Origin of the sequence: Desulfosarcina cetonica JCM 12296, from assembly GCF_001311845.1 — a bacterium.
GTDB lineage: Bacteria > Desulfobacterota > Desulfobacteria > Desulfobacterales > Desulfosarcinaceae > Desulfosarcina > Desulfosarcina cetonica.
Genome location: NZ_BBCC01000028.1, coordinates 13,394 through 30,464 on the forward strand (window position 1 = coordinate 13,394; position 17,071 = coordinate 30,464).

At 55.2% G+C, this 17,071-nt stretch carries 23 protein-coding genes; 10 read left to right on the top strand and 13 right to left on the bottom strand.

What is annotated here, in order from left to right; genetic code table 11:
* Positions 1-118 precede the first annotated feature (118 nt).
* Positions 119-838, bottom strand: a complete 720-nt coding sequence (locus JCM12296_RS08855) for a trypsin-like peptidase domain-containing protein (RefSeq protein ID WP_246804090.1) — start codon at positions 836-838, stop codon at positions 119-121.
* A 29-nt stretch (positions 839-867) separates the two neighbouring features.
* Positions 868-1,197: a DUF4124 domain-containing protein gene (locus JCM12296_RS08860; protein ID WP_054691645.1), complete on the bottom strand. Its 330-nt coding sequence runs from the start codon at positions 1,195-1,197 to the stop codon at positions 868-870.
* 450 nt (positions 1,198-1,647) lie between these two features.
* Between JCM12296_RS08860 and JCM12296_RS08865 the strand changes: the two genes are divergently transcribed.
* Positions 1,648-2,331, top strand: coding sequence for a DMT family transporter (locus tag JCM12296_RS08865; RefSeq protein ID WP_157067488.1), 684 nt, complete (start codon positions 1,648-1,650; stop codon positions 2,329-2,331).
* A gap of 77 nt (positions 2,332-2,408) precedes the next feature.
* Positions 2,409-2,933, top strand: a complete 525-nt coding sequence (locus JCM12296_RS08870; RefSeq protein WP_054691647.1) for a type I restriction enzyme HsdR N-terminal domain-containing protein — start codon at positions 2,409-2,411, stop codon at positions 2,931-2,933.
* A gap of 31 nt (positions 2,934-2,964) precedes the next feature.
* On the opposite strand, the gene JCM12296_RS08875 is transcribed toward JCM12296_RS08870, so the two are convergent.
* The 8 genes from JCM12296_RS08875 to JCM12296_RS08900 form a co-directional block, all read right to left on the bottom strand.
* On the bottom strand, positions 2,965-3,528 hold the full coding sequence (locus JCM12296_RS08875) for a nucleotidyltransferase family protein (protein ID WP_054691649.1): 564 nt from the start codon (positions 3,526-3,528) through the stop codon (positions 2,965-2,967).
* A 198-nt stretch (positions 3,529-3,726) separates the two neighbouring features.
* The gene (locus tag JCM12296_RS08880; protein WP_054691650.1) at positions 3,727-4,434 is read right to left on the bottom strand and encodes an ABC transporter ATP-binding protein; all 708 of its coding nucleotides are present in this window, start codon (positions 4,432-4,434) and stop codon (positions 3,727-3,729) included.
* Positions 4,427-4,483, bottom strand: coding sequence for an ABC transporter ATP-binding protein C-terminal domain-containing protein (locus JCM12296_RS51340; RefSeq protein WP_308417250.1), 57 nt, complete (start codon positions 4,481-4,483; stop codon positions 4,427-4,429). The genes JCM12296_RS08880 and JCM12296_RS51340 overlap by 8 nt, the downstream gene beginning before the upstream one ends.
* Positions 4,462-5,232 (bottom strand): ABC transporter ATP-binding protein, encoded by a 771-nt coding sequence (locus tag JCM12296_RS08885; RefSeq protein WP_306303993.1) that lies wholly within the window; start codon positions 5,230-5,232, stop codon positions 4,462-4,464. Before JCM12296_RS08885 ends, JCM12296_RS51340 begins: the two co-directional genes overlap by 22 nt.
* Positions 5,222-6,136, bottom strand: a complete 915-nt coding sequence (locus JCM12296_RS08890; protein WP_246804091.1) for an ABC transporter permease subunit — start codon at positions 6,134-6,136, stop codon at positions 5,222-5,224. Before JCM12296_RS08890 ends, JCM12296_RS08885 begins: the two co-directional genes overlap by 11 nt.
* 53 nt (positions 6,137-6,189) lie before the next feature.
* Entirely contained in the window at positions 6,190-6,477 is a 288-nt protein-coding gene (locus JCM12296_RS43880) for a hypothetical protein (RefSeq protein ID WP_246804092.1), read from the bottom strand.
* Positions 6,478-6,538: 61 nt separating this feature from the next.
* Positions 6,539-7,447, bottom strand: a complete 909-nt coding sequence (locus JCM12296_RS08895) for a branched-chain amino acid ABC transporter permease (protein ID WP_054691652.1) — start codon at positions 7,445-7,447, stop codon at positions 6,539-6,541.
* 358 nt (positions 7,448-7,805) lie between these two features.
* Positions 7,806-8,765 carry a branched-chain amino acid ABC transporter substrate-binding protein gene (locus JCM12296_RS08900; protein WP_281491963.1) on the bottom strand — a complete coding sequence of 320 codons (960 nt, stop codon included), beginning with the start codon at positions 8,763-8,765 and terminating at the stop codon, positions 7,806-7,808.
* A gap of 320 nt (positions 8,766-9,085) precedes the next feature.
* Here JCM12296_RS08900 and JCM12296_RS43885 point away from each other — a divergent pair, with 320 nt between their 5' ends.
* From JCM12296_RS43885 to JCM12296_RS41565, 5 genes are all read left to right on the top strand, one after another.
* Positions 9,086-9,601, top strand: coding sequence for an NAD(+)/NADH kinase (locus tag JCM12296_RS43885; protein ID WP_246804093.1), 516 nt, complete (start codon positions 9,086-9,088; stop codon positions 9,599-9,601).
* Complete coding sequence (locus JCM12296_RS43890) at positions 9,559-9,942, top strand: NAD(+)/NADH kinase (protein WP_304512139.1); 384 nt, start codon at positions 9,559-9,561, stop codon at positions 9,940-9,942. Before JCM12296_RS43885 ends, JCM12296_RS43890 begins: the two co-directional genes overlap by 43 nt.
* 445 nt (positions 9,943-10,387) lie before the next feature.
* The gene (locus tag JCM12296_RS41560) at positions 10,388-10,615 is read left to right on the top strand and encodes a hypothetical protein (protein WP_218188019.1); all 228 of its coding nucleotides are present in this window, start codon (positions 10,388-10,390) and stop codon (positions 10,613-10,615) included.
* Positions 10,600-11,499, top strand: coding sequence for an OmpP1/FadL family transporter (locus JCM12296_RS08910; RefSeq protein WP_246804099.1), 900 nt, complete (start codon positions 10,600-10,602; stop codon positions 11,497-11,499). Before JCM12296_RS41560 ends, JCM12296_RS08910 begins: the two co-directional genes overlap by 16 nt.
* Before the next feature lie 29 nt (positions 11,500-11,528).
* A complete protein-coding gene (locus tag JCM12296_RS41565) occupies positions 11,529-11,669 on the top strand; it encodes a hypothetical protein (protein ID WP_157067489.1) in 141 nt (46 codons plus the stop codon).
* 253 nt (positions 11,670-11,922) lie between these two features.
* Here the strand turns inward: JCM12296_RS41565 and JCM12296_RS08915 are convergent, their stop codons facing one another.
* Complete coding sequence (locus JCM12296_RS08915; protein ID WP_054691657.1) at positions 11,923-13,230, bottom strand: MFS transporter; 1,308 nt, start codon at positions 13,228-13,230, stop codon at positions 11,923-11,925.
* Between the two features lie 173 nt (positions 13,231-13,403).
* On the opposite strand from JCM12296_RS08915, the gene JCM12296_RS08920 reads away from it, so the two are divergent.
* Complete coding sequence (locus JCM12296_RS08920) at positions 13,404-14,243, top strand: methyltransferase family protein (RefSeq protein WP_054691659.1); 840 nt, start codon at positions 13,404-13,406, stop codon at positions 14,241-14,243.
* An 88-nt stretch (positions 14,244-14,331) separates the two neighbouring features.
* Entirely contained in the window at positions 14,332-15,168 is an 837-nt protein-coding gene (locus JCM12296_RS08925; RefSeq protein WP_054691661.1) for a M23 family metallopeptidase, read from the top strand.
* Here JCM12296_RS08925 and JCM12296_RS51345 read toward each other — a convergent pair.
* On the bottom strand, positions 15,165-15,665 hold the full coding sequence (locus tag JCM12296_RS51345; RefSeq protein ID WP_340147794.1) for a hypothetical protein: 501 nt from the start codon (positions 15,663-15,665) through the stop codon (positions 15,165-15,167). The genes JCM12296_RS08925 and JCM12296_RS51345 overlap by 4 nt on opposite strands.
* Positions 15,662-16,048, bottom strand: a complete 387-nt coding sequence (locus JCM12296_RS51350; RefSeq protein ID WP_246804095.1) for an acyl-CoA thioesterase — start codon at positions 16,046-16,048, stop codon at positions 15,662-15,664. The genes JCM12296_RS51345 and JCM12296_RS51350 overlap by 4 nt, the downstream gene beginning before the upstream one ends.
* Before the next feature lie 156 nt (positions 16,049-16,204).
* On the opposite strand from JCM12296_RS51350, the gene JCM12296_RS08935 reads away from it, so the two are divergent.
* Entirely contained in the window at positions 16,205-17,023 is an 819-nt protein-coding gene (locus JCM12296_RS08935) for a DUF3786 domain-containing protein (protein WP_054691663.1), read from the top strand.
* Positions 17,024-17,071 lie beyond the last annotated feature (48 nt).

Consider the following 17,071-nt stretch of genomic DNA (forward strand, 5'->3'; position numbering starts at 1 on the left):
GAAATGAAATGTAGCACCTGCATACTACGGTTCTCCGTTTATTGTCAACTGGTTTGGCGCCCATGGACATTGTTTGAAAAGCGTATCAATGGCCATGGGAGAAACGGTGGGAAGGGATTCAGATCGATTCCAAATCATCCAAGGCGACCTGGATGGAGATGGCAAAGCCAAGTCCCTCGAACTTACGGGTCAGCGTTTTAAACGTATTGATGCCAATGACGTTCCCCTGGGATGTTACCAGGGGACCGCCACTATTGCCCGGATAAATCTGGGCATTGGTTTTGACAAAAGGCCCCTTGAAACCGGAAACGACGCCCGAAGCGACTGAATTTCGCAAAGTTACAGGATTACCAATGGCATATACGGGATCTCCCTGGGCACAGGTGAGGGGATTCCGGGCCTTGAGGAAAGGTGTGGCGTAACCATCCACCTTGAGCACGGCAAGATCGTTATCGTCACTGATTTCCACCACATACGCATAAAGTGGCGTATTGTCGGCCAGACGGATGGTAAAATTCTGATTGAGCGCCGCCATTCCGTCATCGATCCGTTTTTGCAAAAGCGCCGCTTCAAGGGACGATCGCTGGGCGGATAGCTTACGCCGCGCTTCGTCCAAGGCGCGCTGGCCGGCCTGATACCGCGCCAGGCTTTCCCGATAACGGGACTCGTTATATTGCCGAGTGACCGATTCGGGCTGATCGTCAATGTATCGTTTGAATGCATCCAGCTCATCCCGGGAAGCCTGCAGCCGCTGGGCCTGGATGTCGATTTGGGCCGTCCGGCGGGCCAATACCGCGGCCTGGGCCGAGGTGTCCGCAGCCTGCGTTGCGCCCGACACGCGTTGCGGTCGGACCACATGTTTGTTGGTCAGGATGTAGCCATCGGCGGTAACGAAAAACCACTGCCATATCCCGACCCCGTTTCGATCAACACGGTGGCCAGCGCCGCTGTCTCAATGGCATTCGAAGGGGATAAGGCCGCGATCAAGCGGGCCGTCAAATCGGTGGGGGCCGCATCCGGCAAGGCGGGAGCATCAACCGTGGCGGGTCGCTGGTCGGCCGGCAGGGCGGCTGGATCGTCGGTAAAATGCCAGACACCGTCTTGCTTGAATTTGTAAACGCCCGCCTGGGCCGTCGCCCAGAAAAGAAGCGGAACAAAAAGGACTATGCAGATTGTATGGATCGACCTGTGCATCATTACCTCATTCCATCCTGGAATCACCCATCCGTCAAGACCTTGATAGACTCGTAAAAAGTCGCATTTCCGACGGATTCGTAAAGAGCCCGAGATCAAGGCTTGCGAATCCCGAGGAATGAGGCGTACTTTTGCGTACGCCGCAGTGACGAGGGATGAAGCGTAACGCCGATATCGGGCTCTTTACGAATCCGTCAAACCTTGATCGGTGGGCGGGTTTCATTATACAAATCCAAGATTCCATTTCCTCGCAAAGGACCTCGCGCGCCACGCCATGACGAAAAAAGCGACCCCCTCCGGACTATTTGAAATTCATATCGCTGTTTTGCTTTTCGGCCTGGCCGGGCTTTTCGGCAAGTTTTTATCCATGCCGGCGTGGATGATTGTCTTCGGACGCACAGGCTTCGCCATGCTGGCACTGGGAAGCGTCCTCTTGGCCTCCCGAAACCGCCATTGGCTAAAGATCCACGGTCCATTGCCGTGTTCGGTCTGTTGGGCGTGATCCTGGCAATTCACTGGATCACGTTTTTCCACGCCATTCAGGTTTCCAGTGTGGCCGTCGGGCTGCTGTCATTTTCCACCTTCCCGGTATTCACCGCCCTCATCGAACCGTGGTGGTTTGATGAGCGCCGCCGAGTCATTGATATGGTCACGGCCCTTTTGGTGTTCAGCGGCCTGGCAATCATGGTCTATCCGGTACCGGCCGGCGGGCAGGTTCTGAAGGGTGCCCTCTGGGGAACCGTTGCCGGCTTCACCTTTGCGATCCTCTCCCTGTTAAACCGCAAATGGGTCCGCGACTATCCACCGGTGACGATCGCCTTTATGCAAAATGGCTTCGCCGCCCTGTTTCTGCTTCCCCTGGCACTTGCGCGGGGCGGATCGGTCAGTGCCGGCCAGATGGGCCTGTTGGTTCTCCTGGGTGTTGTCTGCACCGCCTTGTCCCACGCCCTGTTCATTCGCGGACTCACGTTTTTACGGGCGCAGCTGGCATCCATCATCGCCTGTCTTGAGCCGCTGTACGGGATTGTATTTGCCTATCTCTTGCTTGATGAACGGCCCTCGCTGCAAACCCTTGCCGGTGGTGCGGTGATTTTGGTCACCACCTTCCTGGCCATGGTCCATCGTGTCCGGGTTTGACAATCCCCCAAAGGTGTGAAATCCGTAATACCTTCAGCCCAACGTCATTATCAGCCGAAAACGGAGGAATCAGACAATTGGAAACCAATCCGGATGTGATCATCGATTTCGTAACCGGCCGATCCGTTCCCAACGTGGGTGCCGAGGCCAATCGTCAACAGGTGGAACGTTACCTGGTCGAGGAAAAAGGTTACCATCCTGACGACGTTCTGGTGGATCTGCCGATCGCCATCGACATCAACGGCGAGATCTACCGTTCGGCTGTTGACCTGGTCGTTCAAATCGACGGCCAGCCGCTGATGGCGGTCAAGTGTGCGGCCGGGTCGCTGGGTTCCAGGGAACGGGAAATTATCAGTGCCGCAAGACTGCTGCGGCCTTCACCACTCCCCCTGGCGGTGGTGTCGGATGGTGTCACGGCAACCGTGCTGGATGTAATGACCGGCAAAAAAAAGGGGACGGGGCTCGACGCGATCCCCCACCGGCAAGACCTGCCGGCATACGCAGGCGAGGTTCCGCTTCCCCCCATCGCGGCCGATCGCCTGCACCGGGAAAAGTTGGTTTTCCGCTCGTACGACACGATGAACGTCAACGTTTCGCGATGAAAAGGGCACGTCTCCGTCAATCCGAACGCGCTTAAATCATGAACCGGTCATTACCGGACCATTTATCGCTTAAACGCAACAGGGGGCCGCGCCGGTTCTGGGCATAGCGACGGAGTTGATCCCACCAGATCCTCCCCAGCAACACCCGATGGATCGAATAATCACGGGTATCGGTCATGCCATTGACCTCGATCTGCTCGATACCGAGATCACCGTAGCCGGGGCCCAGCAGCATGGCGGCGGCGATCACGTCAATGGCATGCTTACGGACAAGAACGTTCCCGTAAAGTTTGGCCAGGACCACGGGCCGGCTGTCATAACGCAGCGTGCGGGCAATTCCGACCATCCTCTCGACAGTAAACCGATGAAACTCCACGGGACAGCCGTAATCCCGGTTCAGCAGGGGAAGTGGCGGATTGTTGGTAACCACCAAAAGATCCACATCATTGGGCAAATGGTCACCCGGATCACCGGCCAGGTAGCGGGCCAGGGACCCGAAAAGCAGCAGCGTGCGGGGATGGTAATCGCGAATATCGATCCGGATCCGGGAAATCGCCGATAGCATGGGTTGCATGTGCATGGAGTCGACCGTCATGGTATCGTGCCTTTATGAATGGTCCCCCGCCAAACCAGACGATAAATTCCCGTTCAGTGCCCATCCAGAAATAGGAAAATTTGGTCGAGATCAAGGCGTGCGAAAATTTTACCGCAGGCATATAGTTGATATTCCGAGGATAAAATTTTTCGCGGAACACGGATATCGGGCAAATTGGCCATTTCTGGATGGGCACTGTTAGATTCCCAGATAGGCCTTCTTCACAGCATCATTGGCCAAAAGCGCCGAGGCCGTGTCCGCCAGGGTGATCATGCCGTTTTCCATGACATATCCCCGATGGGCCACTTTCAGCGCGAGATTGGCGTTCTGCTCCACCAGAAAAATCGTGGTCCGGCTTTCGGCGTTGATTTTTTCGATGATCTCGAATATCCGCTTGACAATCAGGGGGGCCAATCCCAGAGAGGGCTCATCCAGCAACAACAAGCGGGGCCTGGCCATCAGCGCCCGGGAGATGGCCAGCATCTGCTGTTCACCCCCACTGAGCGTCCCACCGGCCTGGTTGCGTCTTTCCGCCAGAATGGGAAACAGGCTGAAGACGTAGTCCAAATCCGCCTGGATGTCCTGTTTGTCTTTGCGCAAAAACGCCCCCATGTCCAGATTCTCGAGCACGGACAGATAGGGAAAAATCCGGCGCCCCTCTGGAACCTGGCTGATTCCCATGGCAACGATTTTGTCCGGATTGACCCGGCTGATGGGTTTCCCCATGAAATAAATTTCGCCGGTCCGCGGCGGCACGATTCCGGATATGGACATTAGGGTCGTGGTTTTACCGGCGCCATTGGCACCGATCAAGGTGATGATTTCACCGGTTTGAACCTCCAGGCTGACCCCCTTTAAAGCCTGAATATTGCCATAGTAGGTTTTGATCGCTTCCAGTTTAAGCATCGGCCGACTCCCCAAGGTACGCCTTGATTACCGCCGGATCCTGGCTGATCGCTGCGGGCGTGCCCTCGGCGATCTTTTTCCGTAATCGACAACAAAAATGCGATCGGAAAGGTTCATTACCAGCTTCATGTCATGTTCAATCAGCAAAATGGAGATCTTTTCTTCACGGCGTAATTTCTCGATCATCGCGTCGAGTTCTTTGGTCTCCTGAGCGTTCATGCCCGCCGCCGGTTCATCCAGCAGAAGAAGAAACGGCTCGGTGGCCATGGCGCGTGCGATTTCCAGCCGCCGTTGGGCACCATAGGGGAGGTTTTTGGCAAATTCGTTCACATAGGGATGCAGATCAAATTTTTCAAGGATTTGATAGCTATCGGAAATAACCTGTTTCTCTTCCGCCCTGGCCCGCGGTGGCCGGAAAACGGCACCCGGGATACCGGTACGCATGCGGCAATGCCGCCCAATCATCACGTTTTCCAAAACCGTCATGTTTTGAAACAGGCGAATATTCTGGAAGGTTCGGGCCATCCCCTTTTTGGTCACCTGATCGGGTTTGAGCCCGTTGAGACGGCTGCGGTGCCCCGCTTTGTCGGTCAGGACCACGTCACCCCCGCTGGGGGTGTAAATTCCGGTAATACAATTAAAGAAAGTGGTCTTGCCGGCGCCATTCGGGCCGATCAAGGCAACGATTTCGTTTTCGTTGATTGTCAGGTCCACCTCGTCGAGAGCGCACAATCCACCAAAATTCATGGTCAATCGGGTCACCGACAGGACCGCTTGCGTCGAATGATTAATTTCCACGGGTCTCGCTTCCACCTTCAAAACGATAGATTTTTCTGACGTCACTGATGATGCCTCCCGGACGAAAGACCATCATGAGCACCAGTACCATGCCGAAAACAAGCATCCGGTATTCCGAAAAGGCACGAAAGTACTCCGGCAGCAGTTTCAGCGCAAAGGCTCCGCAAATCACGCCCACGATGGACCCCATGCCGCCGAGGACCACGCAGCATAAAATAATGACCGACTCCCAAATGGTAAAACTGGCCGGGTTGATGAAGGTCGTCTTGGCCGCGAAGACCACGCCGCCCATGCCCGCCCAGGTCGCCCCCAAGGCAAAGGCGCTAAGCTTGGTGCGCGTTTTGTTGATCCCCATGGCCTGGCAGGCGACTTCATCTTCCCGAAGGGCCATCCACGCCCGACCGATGCGGGAGTTCTGCAGCCGTCGGACCACAAATATGGTGAACAGCGCCAAGCCCACCATCAAATAATAGATGTAGATATGATTTTGCTGTAAGGAGAGGGTCATCCCGAAAAACCCGGGGCGGGGAATGTTGGCAATGCCGCTGGGGCCGAAAGAGAATTCATTCCAATTTTCCAGGACCAGGCGGATGATTTCCCCAAACCCCAAGGTAACGATGGCCAGGTAGTCCCCCCGAAGCCTTAAAACGGGAAAACCCAGCAAAATACCGAAAATCATACCCAGGGCGCCACCAATGGGCAGGGCCAGCCAGAAGCCGATGCCGAAGTGATAATTCAGCAAGGCGTAGGAATAAGCCCCGACGGCATAAAAGGCGACGTAGCCCAGATCGAGCAACCCAGCCAAGCCAACAACGATATTCAGGCCCAAGGCGACCACCACGTAAATCAGGGCCGTGGTCATGATGTCGATTTGATAGAGGGAGGATATCAGGGGAAAAACCAAAAAGCCGACGCCGACGACAACAATCCCCGGCTTGGCGAATCGAGGATCCCTGATCAGGCGTTGAGCCGGGTAAGGGTCTCTTCTTCGCTCTCTTCGGCCCTTTTGATTCCCGCCTCCTTGCGTCGGATGAGAAACCGCCAGACAAAAGAGAGCAAAAAGGCGCCCACGCCGACATACGCCATGCGATGCCAACGCCATTCGACGGTTTTGTAAATGGTATTGACGCGAATGACCATGATGGGAAATGTCAGAAACATGAACCATAGGCTGGCCAAAAGCGATTTTCTTACTTCATCCCAACGAAATAGCCCGACGGCCATTGATTTGTCCGTGGTTGCCATAGGATCTAAACGGTCTCCTTCTCTATTCCACGATTGCCCACACAGAAAGCGTCAGACGATATCAGACTTTATCCATCTCTTTCCGTCCTAGAAGCCCCGAAGGACGAAAAATCAAAATCAGTACCAAAAAGAGAAAAGCAAATACGTCTTCATAGTCACTGGAGATGTACCCGGTAAAAAAGCTCTCCGTCCATCCCAATACCAGGCTTCCCAGAACCGCCCCGGGCATGCTGCCAATGCCGCCCAATACCGCTGCCACGAAAGCCTTGATGCCGGCGAGAAACCCGATGTAAAAATTGATCTGACCGATGTGCGAGGCAATCAAGATCCCCCCCAAGGCGGCGGTGGCCGACCCCAGCACGAAAGTCATGGAAATCACCCTGTCGACGTTCACGCCCACCAGCATGGCCATTTCGCGATCCTGGGATGTGGCGCGCATGGCTTTTCCCATCCGGGTGAATTTGATCAAGAATGTCAAAAGGACCATGACAATGGCCGTGGTGAGGTAAATGACCAATTCCGAAGGCCGCAGAATATGCTCAATCGGTTTCAAAAATTTAAAATCGGGAATCAAATTGGGAAAGGGGAGGAAATCGGATGTCTGAGCCAACAAAACGTAGTTCTGTAAAAACAGGGACATGCCGATGGCGCTGATCAACGCCGAAAGCCGGGGTGCCTTGCGAAGCGGCTTGTAGGCGATTTTCTCCATGGTCCAACCATACGAGGCAGCCCAAACGACCGCGGCAATCGAGGCGATTACCAGGATGGCCACGGTGTTCCAACCGGCCAGGGTTAAAATGCCCACCACGATCAGACCGGTAAAGGCGCCGATCATGTAAATTTCACCATGGGCAAAATTGATCAACTCGATAATTCCGTACACCATGGTATAGCCCAAAGCAATCATCGCATAGATACTGCCACGGGTCAGTCCGCCCAAAAACATTTCGAAAAAATAATCGACATTCATTTCCCCGTCATCTCCTTACAACGGCTGACCGGCGTGTTTTCGCCTGCGATCCAACCGTGACGGATTCGTAAAGGACCAAAACCGTCTGACCGTATAAACAATTAAGGAACGGAGGTTTTTTAGCCTCCGTTCCTTAATCGACATCTCACCGGCGGGCTATTTTATTTCCACATAGGCGCCGTTTTGAACCTGGTACATGGCAAAACCGACCCCGATGGCATCTCCCTTTTCATCGAATTTGATGATTCCCAAGGGGGTGGCCACCCATTCACTTCGCAGTGCATTGACGATGTCATCGTATTGGGTGGAGCAGGATTTTCCATGGCGTTGATCAACGCCAGGGCCGCTGCATAGGCGTTCAGGTAGAATGCGCCCGGGTCTTCGCCGTATTTCGCCTTGTGGGCCTCGACGGCTCGATGGCGATGGGATTCTTGGACGTATCCATGGGGCCGGTGGCGTATACGCCTTCGGCATATTCGCCGGCGACCTTGATGAAGGTGTCATCCTTTACGCCATCATCGGAGATAAAAATCGTATCCATGGCCTTTTTTCGCATCTGCGAGACAATCTTGGAAGCTTCGGGATGGTAGCCCCCGAAAATAACGGCCTGCGCTTCCGACTGTTTGATTTTGTTAACCACCGCCGAGTAATCCACGGCACCGGGGGTGACGCCTTCATACAATACCACCTCACCGCGGTTGTCCGCTTCGATGAAACTTTTGGCAAACTCGGCCAGCCCCTTGCCATAATCGCCTTTGTCATGAAGAACGGCAATCTTGCTGAGATTCAGTGTTCCCAGTGCAAATTCAACCTCCAATCGCGCCTGGGCATCGTCAGAAGCAATGGTTCGGAAGAAGTTCGGGTAATCACCACTTTGCGTCAGTCCAGGATTCGTTGCCGATGGCGACATGGTCACGATATGGGAATCCTTATAAATTCCCAAAGCCGCCTTCGTGGCGCCCGAACAGATGTGTCCCAAGACCACATTCACCCCTTCACCGGTAACTTTGGTGGCGGAACTGGTTGCAATCTCGGGCTTGCAAGCATCGTCTTCAACGATAAGTTCAATTTTTCGGCCATTGATCCCGCAAAGGGCATTGCGATGGTCCACCACCAATTCGGCGGCGCGGACCGTCGGAATCCCGTAGGACGCCAAATCACCGCTGTGAGCACCGACCACGGCGATTTTTACCGGTGGCAGTTCAACTTTTTCTTCTGCCTGGGTCGGCTCTTCCTTCTGACCGCAGGCAACGATCATGGCGGCGGATAAAATCATAGCGATGAACAGCTTGAACAAACGCCATTGCTTTTGATGCATCGTTTCTCCTCCTCGTGTCTCCTTTTGATTGTTGAGTTTTGCCTTCCATTGTGGATCTACTCTCTATAAGAGTGGGGCTAAGTATTGTCAAACAGAATCACCGACGCCCCCATGGCAACCGCATTTGGCACCCAATACGGCAGCCATGAAATGAATCGCCATCCATGGATCGCTCTCCGCCCCTGGAAACAAAACGTCAGCTAAAACCTTGCCCTGACCCGCAAACCCATGTATGAGAGTAAAAAATCAATAAATTGGGTCGGATTTGATCGCAGCGGATGACGGTAGGGATGATTCGACCTTAACCGTAACGATATATAATGAAAAAAGAAATCGGTCTGGTTGTCAAAAACGAAGCCACGGCACTCGAGCGGGCTGATCATTTTGAACAATGGCTGACGGGCAGGGGGCTCAGCGTGGTCCGCCGGCAGAGTTCGATGCCGGCCGTAAAACAGGCCCGGGGATCGCGGGGATGTTCTCCGGCGTCTCTGTTTTGCGTATTCGTCCTGGGTGGTGACGGAACCTTTCTCAGTGCCGTGCGCTGGATCGGCGATCAACAAACCCCCATCATTGGCGTCAAATTCGGTGAGGTCGGTTTTCTGGCCGAAACGACCGAAGACCGATTATGCGAGGTGGCCGAGGCCATTTTGGACCACCCCTTCACCGTTCGACCGCAAATGCGGTTGGAGGTTCAGATCTTTCGCCAGGGAAGAGAGATCGCCCAGGAGTGCGCCTTCAACGATGTGGTGATCAATAAAGGCGCCTGGCCCGGCTGGCGCGCATCCGCACCCATATCGACGACCAGTTCCTCACCGAGTACCGGGCTGACGGGCTGATTATTGCAACGCCTACCGGCTCAACGGCATACTCCCTGGCAGCCGGAGGGCCCATCATCCACCCGACCGTCCCCGGAATCCTCATCACCCCCATCTGTCCGTTCACCCTGACCAACCGCCCGCTGATGGTACCCGATGCCGTCACCATTACCGTCCAGCTGGTCGAGGACACGTCGGACATCATGCTGACCTGCGACGGCCAGGTCGGAATTCGAATCCATCAGGAAGACACGATCACGATCTGCAAAAGTCCCAGCCCGGTACAGATGATCACCCTGCCTCACCAAAACTACTTCGATGTACTCAAGGCAAAATTGAAATGGAGCGGCAGTCGTGTCTGACGACCGTTCAGAAACAAATCGAGCCTTTCAATTTATTGTCCTTTTCAATTAAAATAAATCGTGTTAACAATGTTCACATCGTTAAAATGAAAATTACATCTGCTCACATGCCTTGACGGTTGAACAGCCTGCACCCGACAGTTGCGTCTATGCGGCCATCCTGGATTCGCTGCTGAAAGGGACAGGTGCACTCCGGTTAGACTGTCATGAAGATCGCCGCGTTGTCGGCTGTGAAACCATTTGCGCGTTCGGTTTTACCGTTCACCTTAAACCGAGTCCAAAGGAGGTGATGACCCTTTTAATCTGGATGTATCGGCCCGCATAAACTCGTATTTTTAACGTATTAAGCCAGTTATGGTCACCAATGAGAGCTCTTTGGCTATTTCGGAATTACTCGCGTGAAGAGCGCTCATGTCTCAAACTCAACACCGGGGAGAAGGAAGCGATGATGAAACGTCTGTTACAGGTTGTTTGTCTAACAGTTTTATCCGCATCGTATGCATGGGGCGCAAATGTGGATACGTTCGGCATTGGCGCCAAAGCGACGGCGCTGGGTGGTGCCTTTTCAGCCTATGCGGATGATCCCTATGCCATTCATTACAACCTGCGGGGCTTGTACAGATTGAGCGGCCGACGGTATCGGCCGGCGTCAATATCATTGATCCAACCTTGAAGGTAAATAGCTTCCATGTCGGCAATGCAGATCCGACGGTTAATGGCAGCACCGATTTTGAAGACACGTCAAACGATCTTTTCGTCCCCCACATGGGATTTGCCATGCGTCTCACGGACAATTGGGCGGTCGGTGCGGCATTTTATGTTCCCTTTGGTCTGGATATATCGTGGGACGATAATCCGACAAAAAATCCGGGTGCGTATAACTGCTATCACTCCTACTACGACCGGGTTGTCTTGACCCCTTCCGTGGCCTACAAGTTCAATGAGAAGTGGTCCGTGGGTCTGGGTTTGGTGTTGGGCAAGTCGGAAAGCGGGGTTGAGCACCGCCTTTATGCCCCAGGCAGTCGACTGCATGGTAGCAAGATCGAAAGCGAGCTGGAAGACAATTTCAACTACTCCTTCAATGTTGGTGTCATGTACCATCCAACCGAATCCATCACCATGGGGCTGACCTATCGCAGCAAAGCCGATACGGATTTCGAAGGGGAAGTCAAGATCGTTGGCACCGGCATCAAAAGCGATATCGAGCTGGATACGGTCGATCATCCCCAACAAGTCCAGTTTGGTCTGCGCTTCCAACCGATCAAACGGGTCTCCATGGAAGTGGATGTGGTCTGGACCGATTGGAGCATTGTCGACAGACAAACAACGACGTTTTCCGATAATTTTCTGGGTGTTTATGGACCCGGAAGTCCACAGGACATTCCGCGGCACTGGAATGATACCATGCAATTCAAGGCCGGCATCGAGTGGCAGACAACGGATTATTTGGCACTCCGGGTCGGCTATTTTTACGATCAGAGCCCCATTCCGGATGAAACCTTTGATCTTGTTTGGCCTGATGCGGATAAAAAACCTATTCGATCGGATTCGGCCTGAACCTCGGACGGGTCACGGTGGATGGTGTGGTGCAATACATCCGCACCGAGGTCAACCGCCAAATTGGCGGGGAAAGCGACAGCCTGAATTACACCTATCACGGAGCGACAAGCCTCGATGCGGAGGGACATTTGTGGGGCTATGGGCTGACCGTCAGTTATGCCTTCTGAGCCTGCATTTCCAACCCAATAATGATTGGCGGCTTCCGGCGATGTTGACCGGAAGCCGTTTTTTTGGCCGCTAAGCGGCTTAAAGGCTTAAGGCTGATGAACTCGTAAAAAGTTGCATTTCCGACGATTCGTAAAAAGCCCGAGATCAAGGCTTGCGAATCCTGAGAATACCGCTATCGCGGGTGCCGTAGGCAGCGTACTTTTGCGTACGCCGCAGTGACGAAGGATACGCGTAACGCCGATATCGGGCTTTTTACGAATCCGTCAAGGCTGTTTCAAACGTCTCCTTCATCATCATTCCACAAATCAATGCCGCCACCGAAGAAATCAGCAATACCAGCAGCATTGCCTGGTAGCCCGCCAGCGCGTAAACACCATTCGTCCCGCGCGGATAGCTGTCCAGGATGTTTCCCAGCAGGGGCATGTAAACGGCACCGCCCAGAAACGGAAACAGGTTGACCGTGCCCACGGACGTGCCGGCCATGGCAACTGGAAAGAGTTCCTTGGCCGTGGTAAAGCCGATGGCCACGATGGCGGATGAACAGATCGCGAAAAGAAAAAAGAAAATGTAGAGGGCATAAACGGGCAGGCTTGACGGGAAAGCGTAAAGCACCCCCATCTCGATCACCAGCACCAACGTACAGCCGACGAGGGGTTTCTTGCGGCTTTTCAGGATGCGGTCGGAAAGAATCCCCAAAAACGGGCTGCCGATAACCATGCCCCATGCGATCATGCTCAAAACCATGCCCGCCGTTTCCCGGGTCAGCCCATACACATGCATCAGAAAAGGCCCTCCCCACAGGCCGCCCAATCCGAAAAAGATTCCGCAATCGAAAAAAAACCACAAGGCCAGGGGCCAGAAATACCGGTTGCCCAACACCATGCGCACCCCGGTGAAAAGCGGAATGGCCTGAACCGATGGGGTCCGGGCCGCAACATGGCCGTCCAGATCGGTAATCGCCGGCCAGCCCTTGGCCTGGGGCCGATCGCGAACCACCAGCCAAACCAACCCGACCAACCCGAAGGTGAATCCGCCGATCAATTCGAAGGAGAGCCGCCAGCCGAAGTTCTCCGTCATCAAGGCCAACAGCCACGTGGCGGCCATGACGCCGGCACCGCCCATGGCGTTGAGAATCCCCGCCATGGAGGCGAATTCATGGGGATAGTACCACTGGGAAAGGATTTTCATGGTGGGGATAAAGACCATGGAGACCCCAAATCCCACCAGAATGCGTCCGACAATGGCGGTCCCGATATTGGGCGCCAGGCCGAAGAGGATGCTGCCCGCCGCCGCGAAAAGAAGAAAAACGGTTACCGTGCGCCGCGGCCCCACGGAATCCGACAACAGACCGGCGGGAAGTTGCATGGCCGCGTAGCAGTAAAAGTAGATCGACCCCAGCAGCCCCATGGTCCCGGCTGAGGTGTGAAAATCCTTCACCAGGCTGTCGGCCACCACCGACAGGGACAACCGATGAAAATAAACGAAAAAATAGGCGGTTGCCAGAATCGAAAAAATCAGCCAGCGATAGCGAAACAGGGGATGGACGGACGTTGCGGACATGGCGGCGCCTCCAGGCATGCGGGAAAATATTTCGGTGGTGAATGGACAAAATCATCATGCCACAGACCATGGCCGATGGAAAGAAACCGGTTCCTTTTTTGTTTGAATCCAGACATCCCGGTCTTATGCTTACGCATCGAGACAACTGACCGATACCGATTCAAGGATGCCCTATGGATGCAAACGATCGAAAAACCTGCAAATTGACGGCCGTGAGCGATATTCAGGAACACCGGGGTACCGACAGCCAATGGATTGCCCGGAAGCCCGGCGCATGGATGCTGATCGCCGGCGCTATCTCCTGGGTGGCGGCGGCATGCTGGCCTGGCTTCTTTTTTTTAATAGCAGGGCCACACGCTTTCCGGGTTTTCGATCTGATACCGGCCGAGCGCGTGATCGTTGATACCCTGCTGTGCCTCGCCTTTTTCATCCAGCACAGCATCATGGTCCGTCGCTGGTTTCGCCTATGGCTGACCCGCCGTGTACACGCCGACTTTCACGGTGCGCTCTATGCCACCGCCGCCGGAACCTGCCTGTTGGCGCTGGTCCTCTTCTGGCAACCGGTCGGTGGCCCGCTATGGCACCCGCCGGACTGGATCCGCTGGTCGATGATGACAATTTTTCTCTCGGCGGGTATCGGTGCCGGATGGGGGGCGAGAAGTCTGGGAGAATTTGATGCTCTGGGGGTCAAACCGGCCCTGCAAGCGTTGGATCCCAACCACGCCCCCCCGCCGTCGATCTTCACCGTTCGCGGGCCTTACCGCTGGGTACGCCATCCCCTCTATCTTTTCAGCCTGACCATCATTTGGACGGGGCCGGTGTTCACCCTCGACCGGCTGCTGCATAACGGGTTATGGACGGTCTGGATCATCATCGGTGCCATCCTGGAAGAACGCGACCTGACAGCCTGTTTCGGGGATGCCTACCGAAACTATCGACAACGCGTTCCCATGCTGCTGCCCAAAAGCCTCAAGCCGTGTCTGCCCGAAACGCGCCACGCCCCTGAGCCATAATAATGAGAGCGGTTGAGGAGCTCATGGGCTTTTCTCTTGCCGGCAAACCGTGTATGGTGGCGCAACCCCTACTTACGAGGAAGTCTTGATGCAAGGTTTACGGATTCACGCCCTTATCGCCATCGTCGTCCTGGGCTTGCCCTTTTCGGCCCGGGCCTTTACCCTATCGGGGAACCTCGTTCAAGGCGGCATGGCCATCGGCCATGTAGCGCCGGGGTCGCGGGTTTCCTACGAAGGCCGGCCCATTCGCGTCTCGCCGGATGGATTGTTCGTGATCGGCTTTTCCCGGGATGCCAAGGCGCAAGCCATGCTGACGGTGCAGGCGCCGCAGGGAGGCATCGCAAAACACCCCATCAGTATCAAGCCCCGCCAATATGACATCCAACGCATCGACGGCCTGCCCCCGAAAAAAGTGACGCCCACCGCCAAAGCCGATCTGGCCCGCATCCGCGCGGATATCGCGTTGGTCCGAAAGGTACGCAGAAGGGATGACCCACGGACCGATTTCGACCAGCCCTTCATCTGGCCGGTCCTCGGCCGGATCAGTGGCGTTTATGGCAGCCAACGCATCCTCAACGGGAACCCGCGACGGCCCCATTTCGGCGTCGACATCGCCGTGCCCACCGGAACTCCGGTCAAGGCGCCGGCGGATGGGGTGGTGAGCATGGCCCATGATGACATGTTCTATTCCGGTGGCACCTTGATCGTCGATCATGGTCACGGGATCTCCACCGTTTACATGCATCTCAGTAAAATCCTGGTTGCCGAGGGCACGCAGGTCAGGCAGGGAGATGTCATTGCCCAGGTGGGCGCCACCGGCCGGGTGACCGGCCCGCATCTGCATTGGGGCATGAACTGGTTCGAGACCCGGTTGGATCCGTCCCTTTTGGTGTCGCCCATGCCGGAAACCGCCGCCACCCCTTAAGCCGGATCCGGATGGTAACGAATCAACCCTTCCTGGACCACGGAGGCCACCAGCACCCCCTTGCGGGTGAAGATCCGGCCAATCGTCAATCCCCTGGCTCCAGACGCACTGGGACTGTGCATGGCGTACAACATCCAGTCCTCCATGCGAAACTCCCGATGAAACCACATGGCGTGATCCAGGCTGGCCACCTGCATTTGCGGTTGCCAAATAACGCGGCCATGGGGACGCAGGACGTTGGAAATCATGCCGAAATCCGATGCATAGGCCAGCATGTATTGGTGAACCGAACGGCAATCGGGCATGGGGCCGATCGCCCGGAACCAGTAGGCACTGGCCGGCGCCTTTCGTTCCGGATGCAGTGGATCGACCGGATCGATGGGCCGGACCTCGATGGGTTTGGCACAAAGGACCTTATCGCGGATATGCCGCGGCAGGTGCCCGGCAAAGCGACGGGCCATTTCGATCTCCGGCTCCAGATCTTCCGGCCCTTTCATGAAAGGCATTTCGTCCTGGTGCTCGAAACCCGATTCATCAAGCTGAAAGGAGGCGGACATGGAAAAATGACGCGTCCCTTTTGCACGGCCACAACTCGTCGGGTGGTGAAGCTTTTGCCGTCACGGACGCAATCCACCGTGTAGACGATGGGTTGGGTGGCATCCCCCGGGCGCATGAAATAGGCATGCAGACTATGGGCATGCAGGTCTGGAGACACGGTCTGGGACGCGGCCGAAAGGGACTGTCCCAAGACCTGGCCGCCATACACGGCACCGAATCCCAGGTCCTGGCTCTGCCCTCTGAAGATGTTCTCCTCGATTTTCTCCAGCTTCAAAAGCGCCAACAGTACTTCAAGAACGTCTCTTCGCGCGCAATCACTCATAACAGCACGTAATCTATAAAATATTTTAACAATAACAGCACATGCCGCACAGCACCACCCCTCGCCTCACGGCCCGATAGGGTGACAGACAGGGCTATCAATCTTATCGTCTATACAAACAGACCGCGTCAACCACAAACACCAAGGAGTCCACCCATGCCCGCGCCCAAGAATGCCATGGAAATCTTCAAGCACCTGCCCAAGTCCAACTGCCGTGATTGCGGTGGAAAAACCTGCCTGGCATTTGCCGGTGCCGTTTTCCGGGGGCAGAAAGAACTCAGCGATTGCCCCTACCTCGATAAAGATGTGATCAGCCAGTTTTCCACCGATGACGGCGATCAAAATCCGTTTGACGAGAATTGGGTAGCTTTTTTAACGGATATGCAGCAAAAGATCGCCAGCATCGATCTATCCGTAGCGGCCGATCGTCTCGGCGGACGTTATGATCATGGCCGCTTGACCCTCAAAATTCTGGGCAAGGATTTCAGCATCGATGACCAAGGCCAGATCTATTCGGACATTCATGTCAATCCCTGGGTTGCCGCACCTTTTTTTGATTACGTCCTCAACGCCGCCGGTACGGATCCCACCGGTCATTGGGTCCCTTTCAGGGAATTGAAGAACGGCAAGGATCGCTACCCGCTGTTTCAAAAACGATGCGAAGAAGCCATGAAACAGGTGGCCGACGGCTATACCGAGCTGTTCGACGACATCGTGCATCTCTTCGCCGGCCGGCAGGTCGATCAGCAATTCCAGTCGGATATCTCCGTGGTGCTTTCACCACTTCCCAAAGTGCCGGTCATGCTCTGCTACTGGCGACCCGATGAAGGGCTTGGCTCCAGCCTCAATATTTTCTTTGATCAGGCCGTCGACCAAAACCTCGATATCGGTTCGGTCTTCTCGTTGGGCGCCGGGCTGACCCAGATGTTTCAAAAACTGGCCGTCCGCCATGGGTATTCGGCAGCACACCGGTAATCTTCGGCAACGCCACCCGTCCACCCGATATCGCGCCGGCCGGGTCCA

What these genes read in the sequence shown, in the direction of transcription:
- JCM12296_RS08860 (WP_054691645.1), bottom strand. Translation starts at nt 1,197, where the DNA reads ATGATGCACAGGTCGATCCATACAATCTGCATAGTCCTTTTTGTTCCG.
- JCM12296_RS08875 (WP_054691649.1), bottom strand. Translation starts at nt 3,528, where the DNA reads ATGACGGTCGACTCCATGCACATGCAACCCATGCTATCGGCGATTTCC.
- JCM12296_RS08880 (WP_054691650.1), bottom strand. Translation starts at nt 4,434, where the DNA reads ATGCTTAAACTGGAAGCGATCAAAACCTACTATGGCAATATTCAGGCT.
- JCM12296_RS43880 (WP_246804092.1), bottom strand. Translation starts at nt 6,477, where the DNA reads ATGGCAACCACGGACAAATCAATGGCCGTCGGGCTATTTCGTTGGGAT.
- JCM12296_RS08895 (WP_054691652.1), bottom strand. Translation starts at nt 7,447, where the DNA reads ATGAATGTCGATTATTTTTTCGAAATGTTTTTGGGCGGACTGACCCGT.
- JCM12296_RS08900 (WP_281491963.1), bottom strand. Translation starts at nt 8,765, where the DNA reads ATGCATCAAAAGCAATGGCGTTTGTTCAAGCTGTTCATCGCTATGATT.
- JCM12296_RS43885 (WP_246804093.1), top strand. Translation starts at nt 9,086, where the DNA reads ATGAAAAAAGAAATCGGTCTGGTTGTCAAAAACGAAGCCACGGCACTC.
- JCM12296_RS41560 (WP_218188019.1), top strand. Translation starts at nt 10,388, where the DNA reads ATGATGAAACGTCTGTTACAGGTTGTTTGTCTAACAGTTTTATCCGCA.
- JCM12296_RS08915 (WP_054691657.1), bottom strand. Translation starts at nt 13,230, where the DNA reads ATGTCCGCAACGTCCGTCCATCCCCTGTTTCGCTATCGCTGGCTGATT.
- JCM12296_RS08920 (WP_054691659.1), top strand. Translation starts at nt 13,404, where the DNA reads ATGGATGCAAACGATCGAAAAACCTGCAAATTGACGGCCGTGAGCGAT.
- JCM12296_RS08925 (WP_054691661.1), top strand. Translation starts at nt 14,332, where the DNA reads ATGCAAGGTTTACGGATTCACGCCCTTATCGCCATCGTCGTCCTGGGC.
- JCM12296_RS51345 (WP_340147794.1), bottom strand. Translation starts at nt 15,665, where the DNA reads ATGAAAGGGCCGGAAGATCTGGAGCCGGAGATCGAAATGGCCCGTCGC.
- JCM12296_RS51350 (WP_246804095.1), bottom strand. Translation starts at nt 16,048, where the DNA reads ATGAGTGATTGCGCGCGAAGAGACGTTCTTGAAGTACTGTTGGCGCTT.
- JCM12296_RS08935 (WP_054691663.1), top strand. Translation starts at nt 16,205, where the DNA reads ATGCCCGCGCCCAAGAATGCCATGGAAATCTTCAAGCACCTGCCCAAG.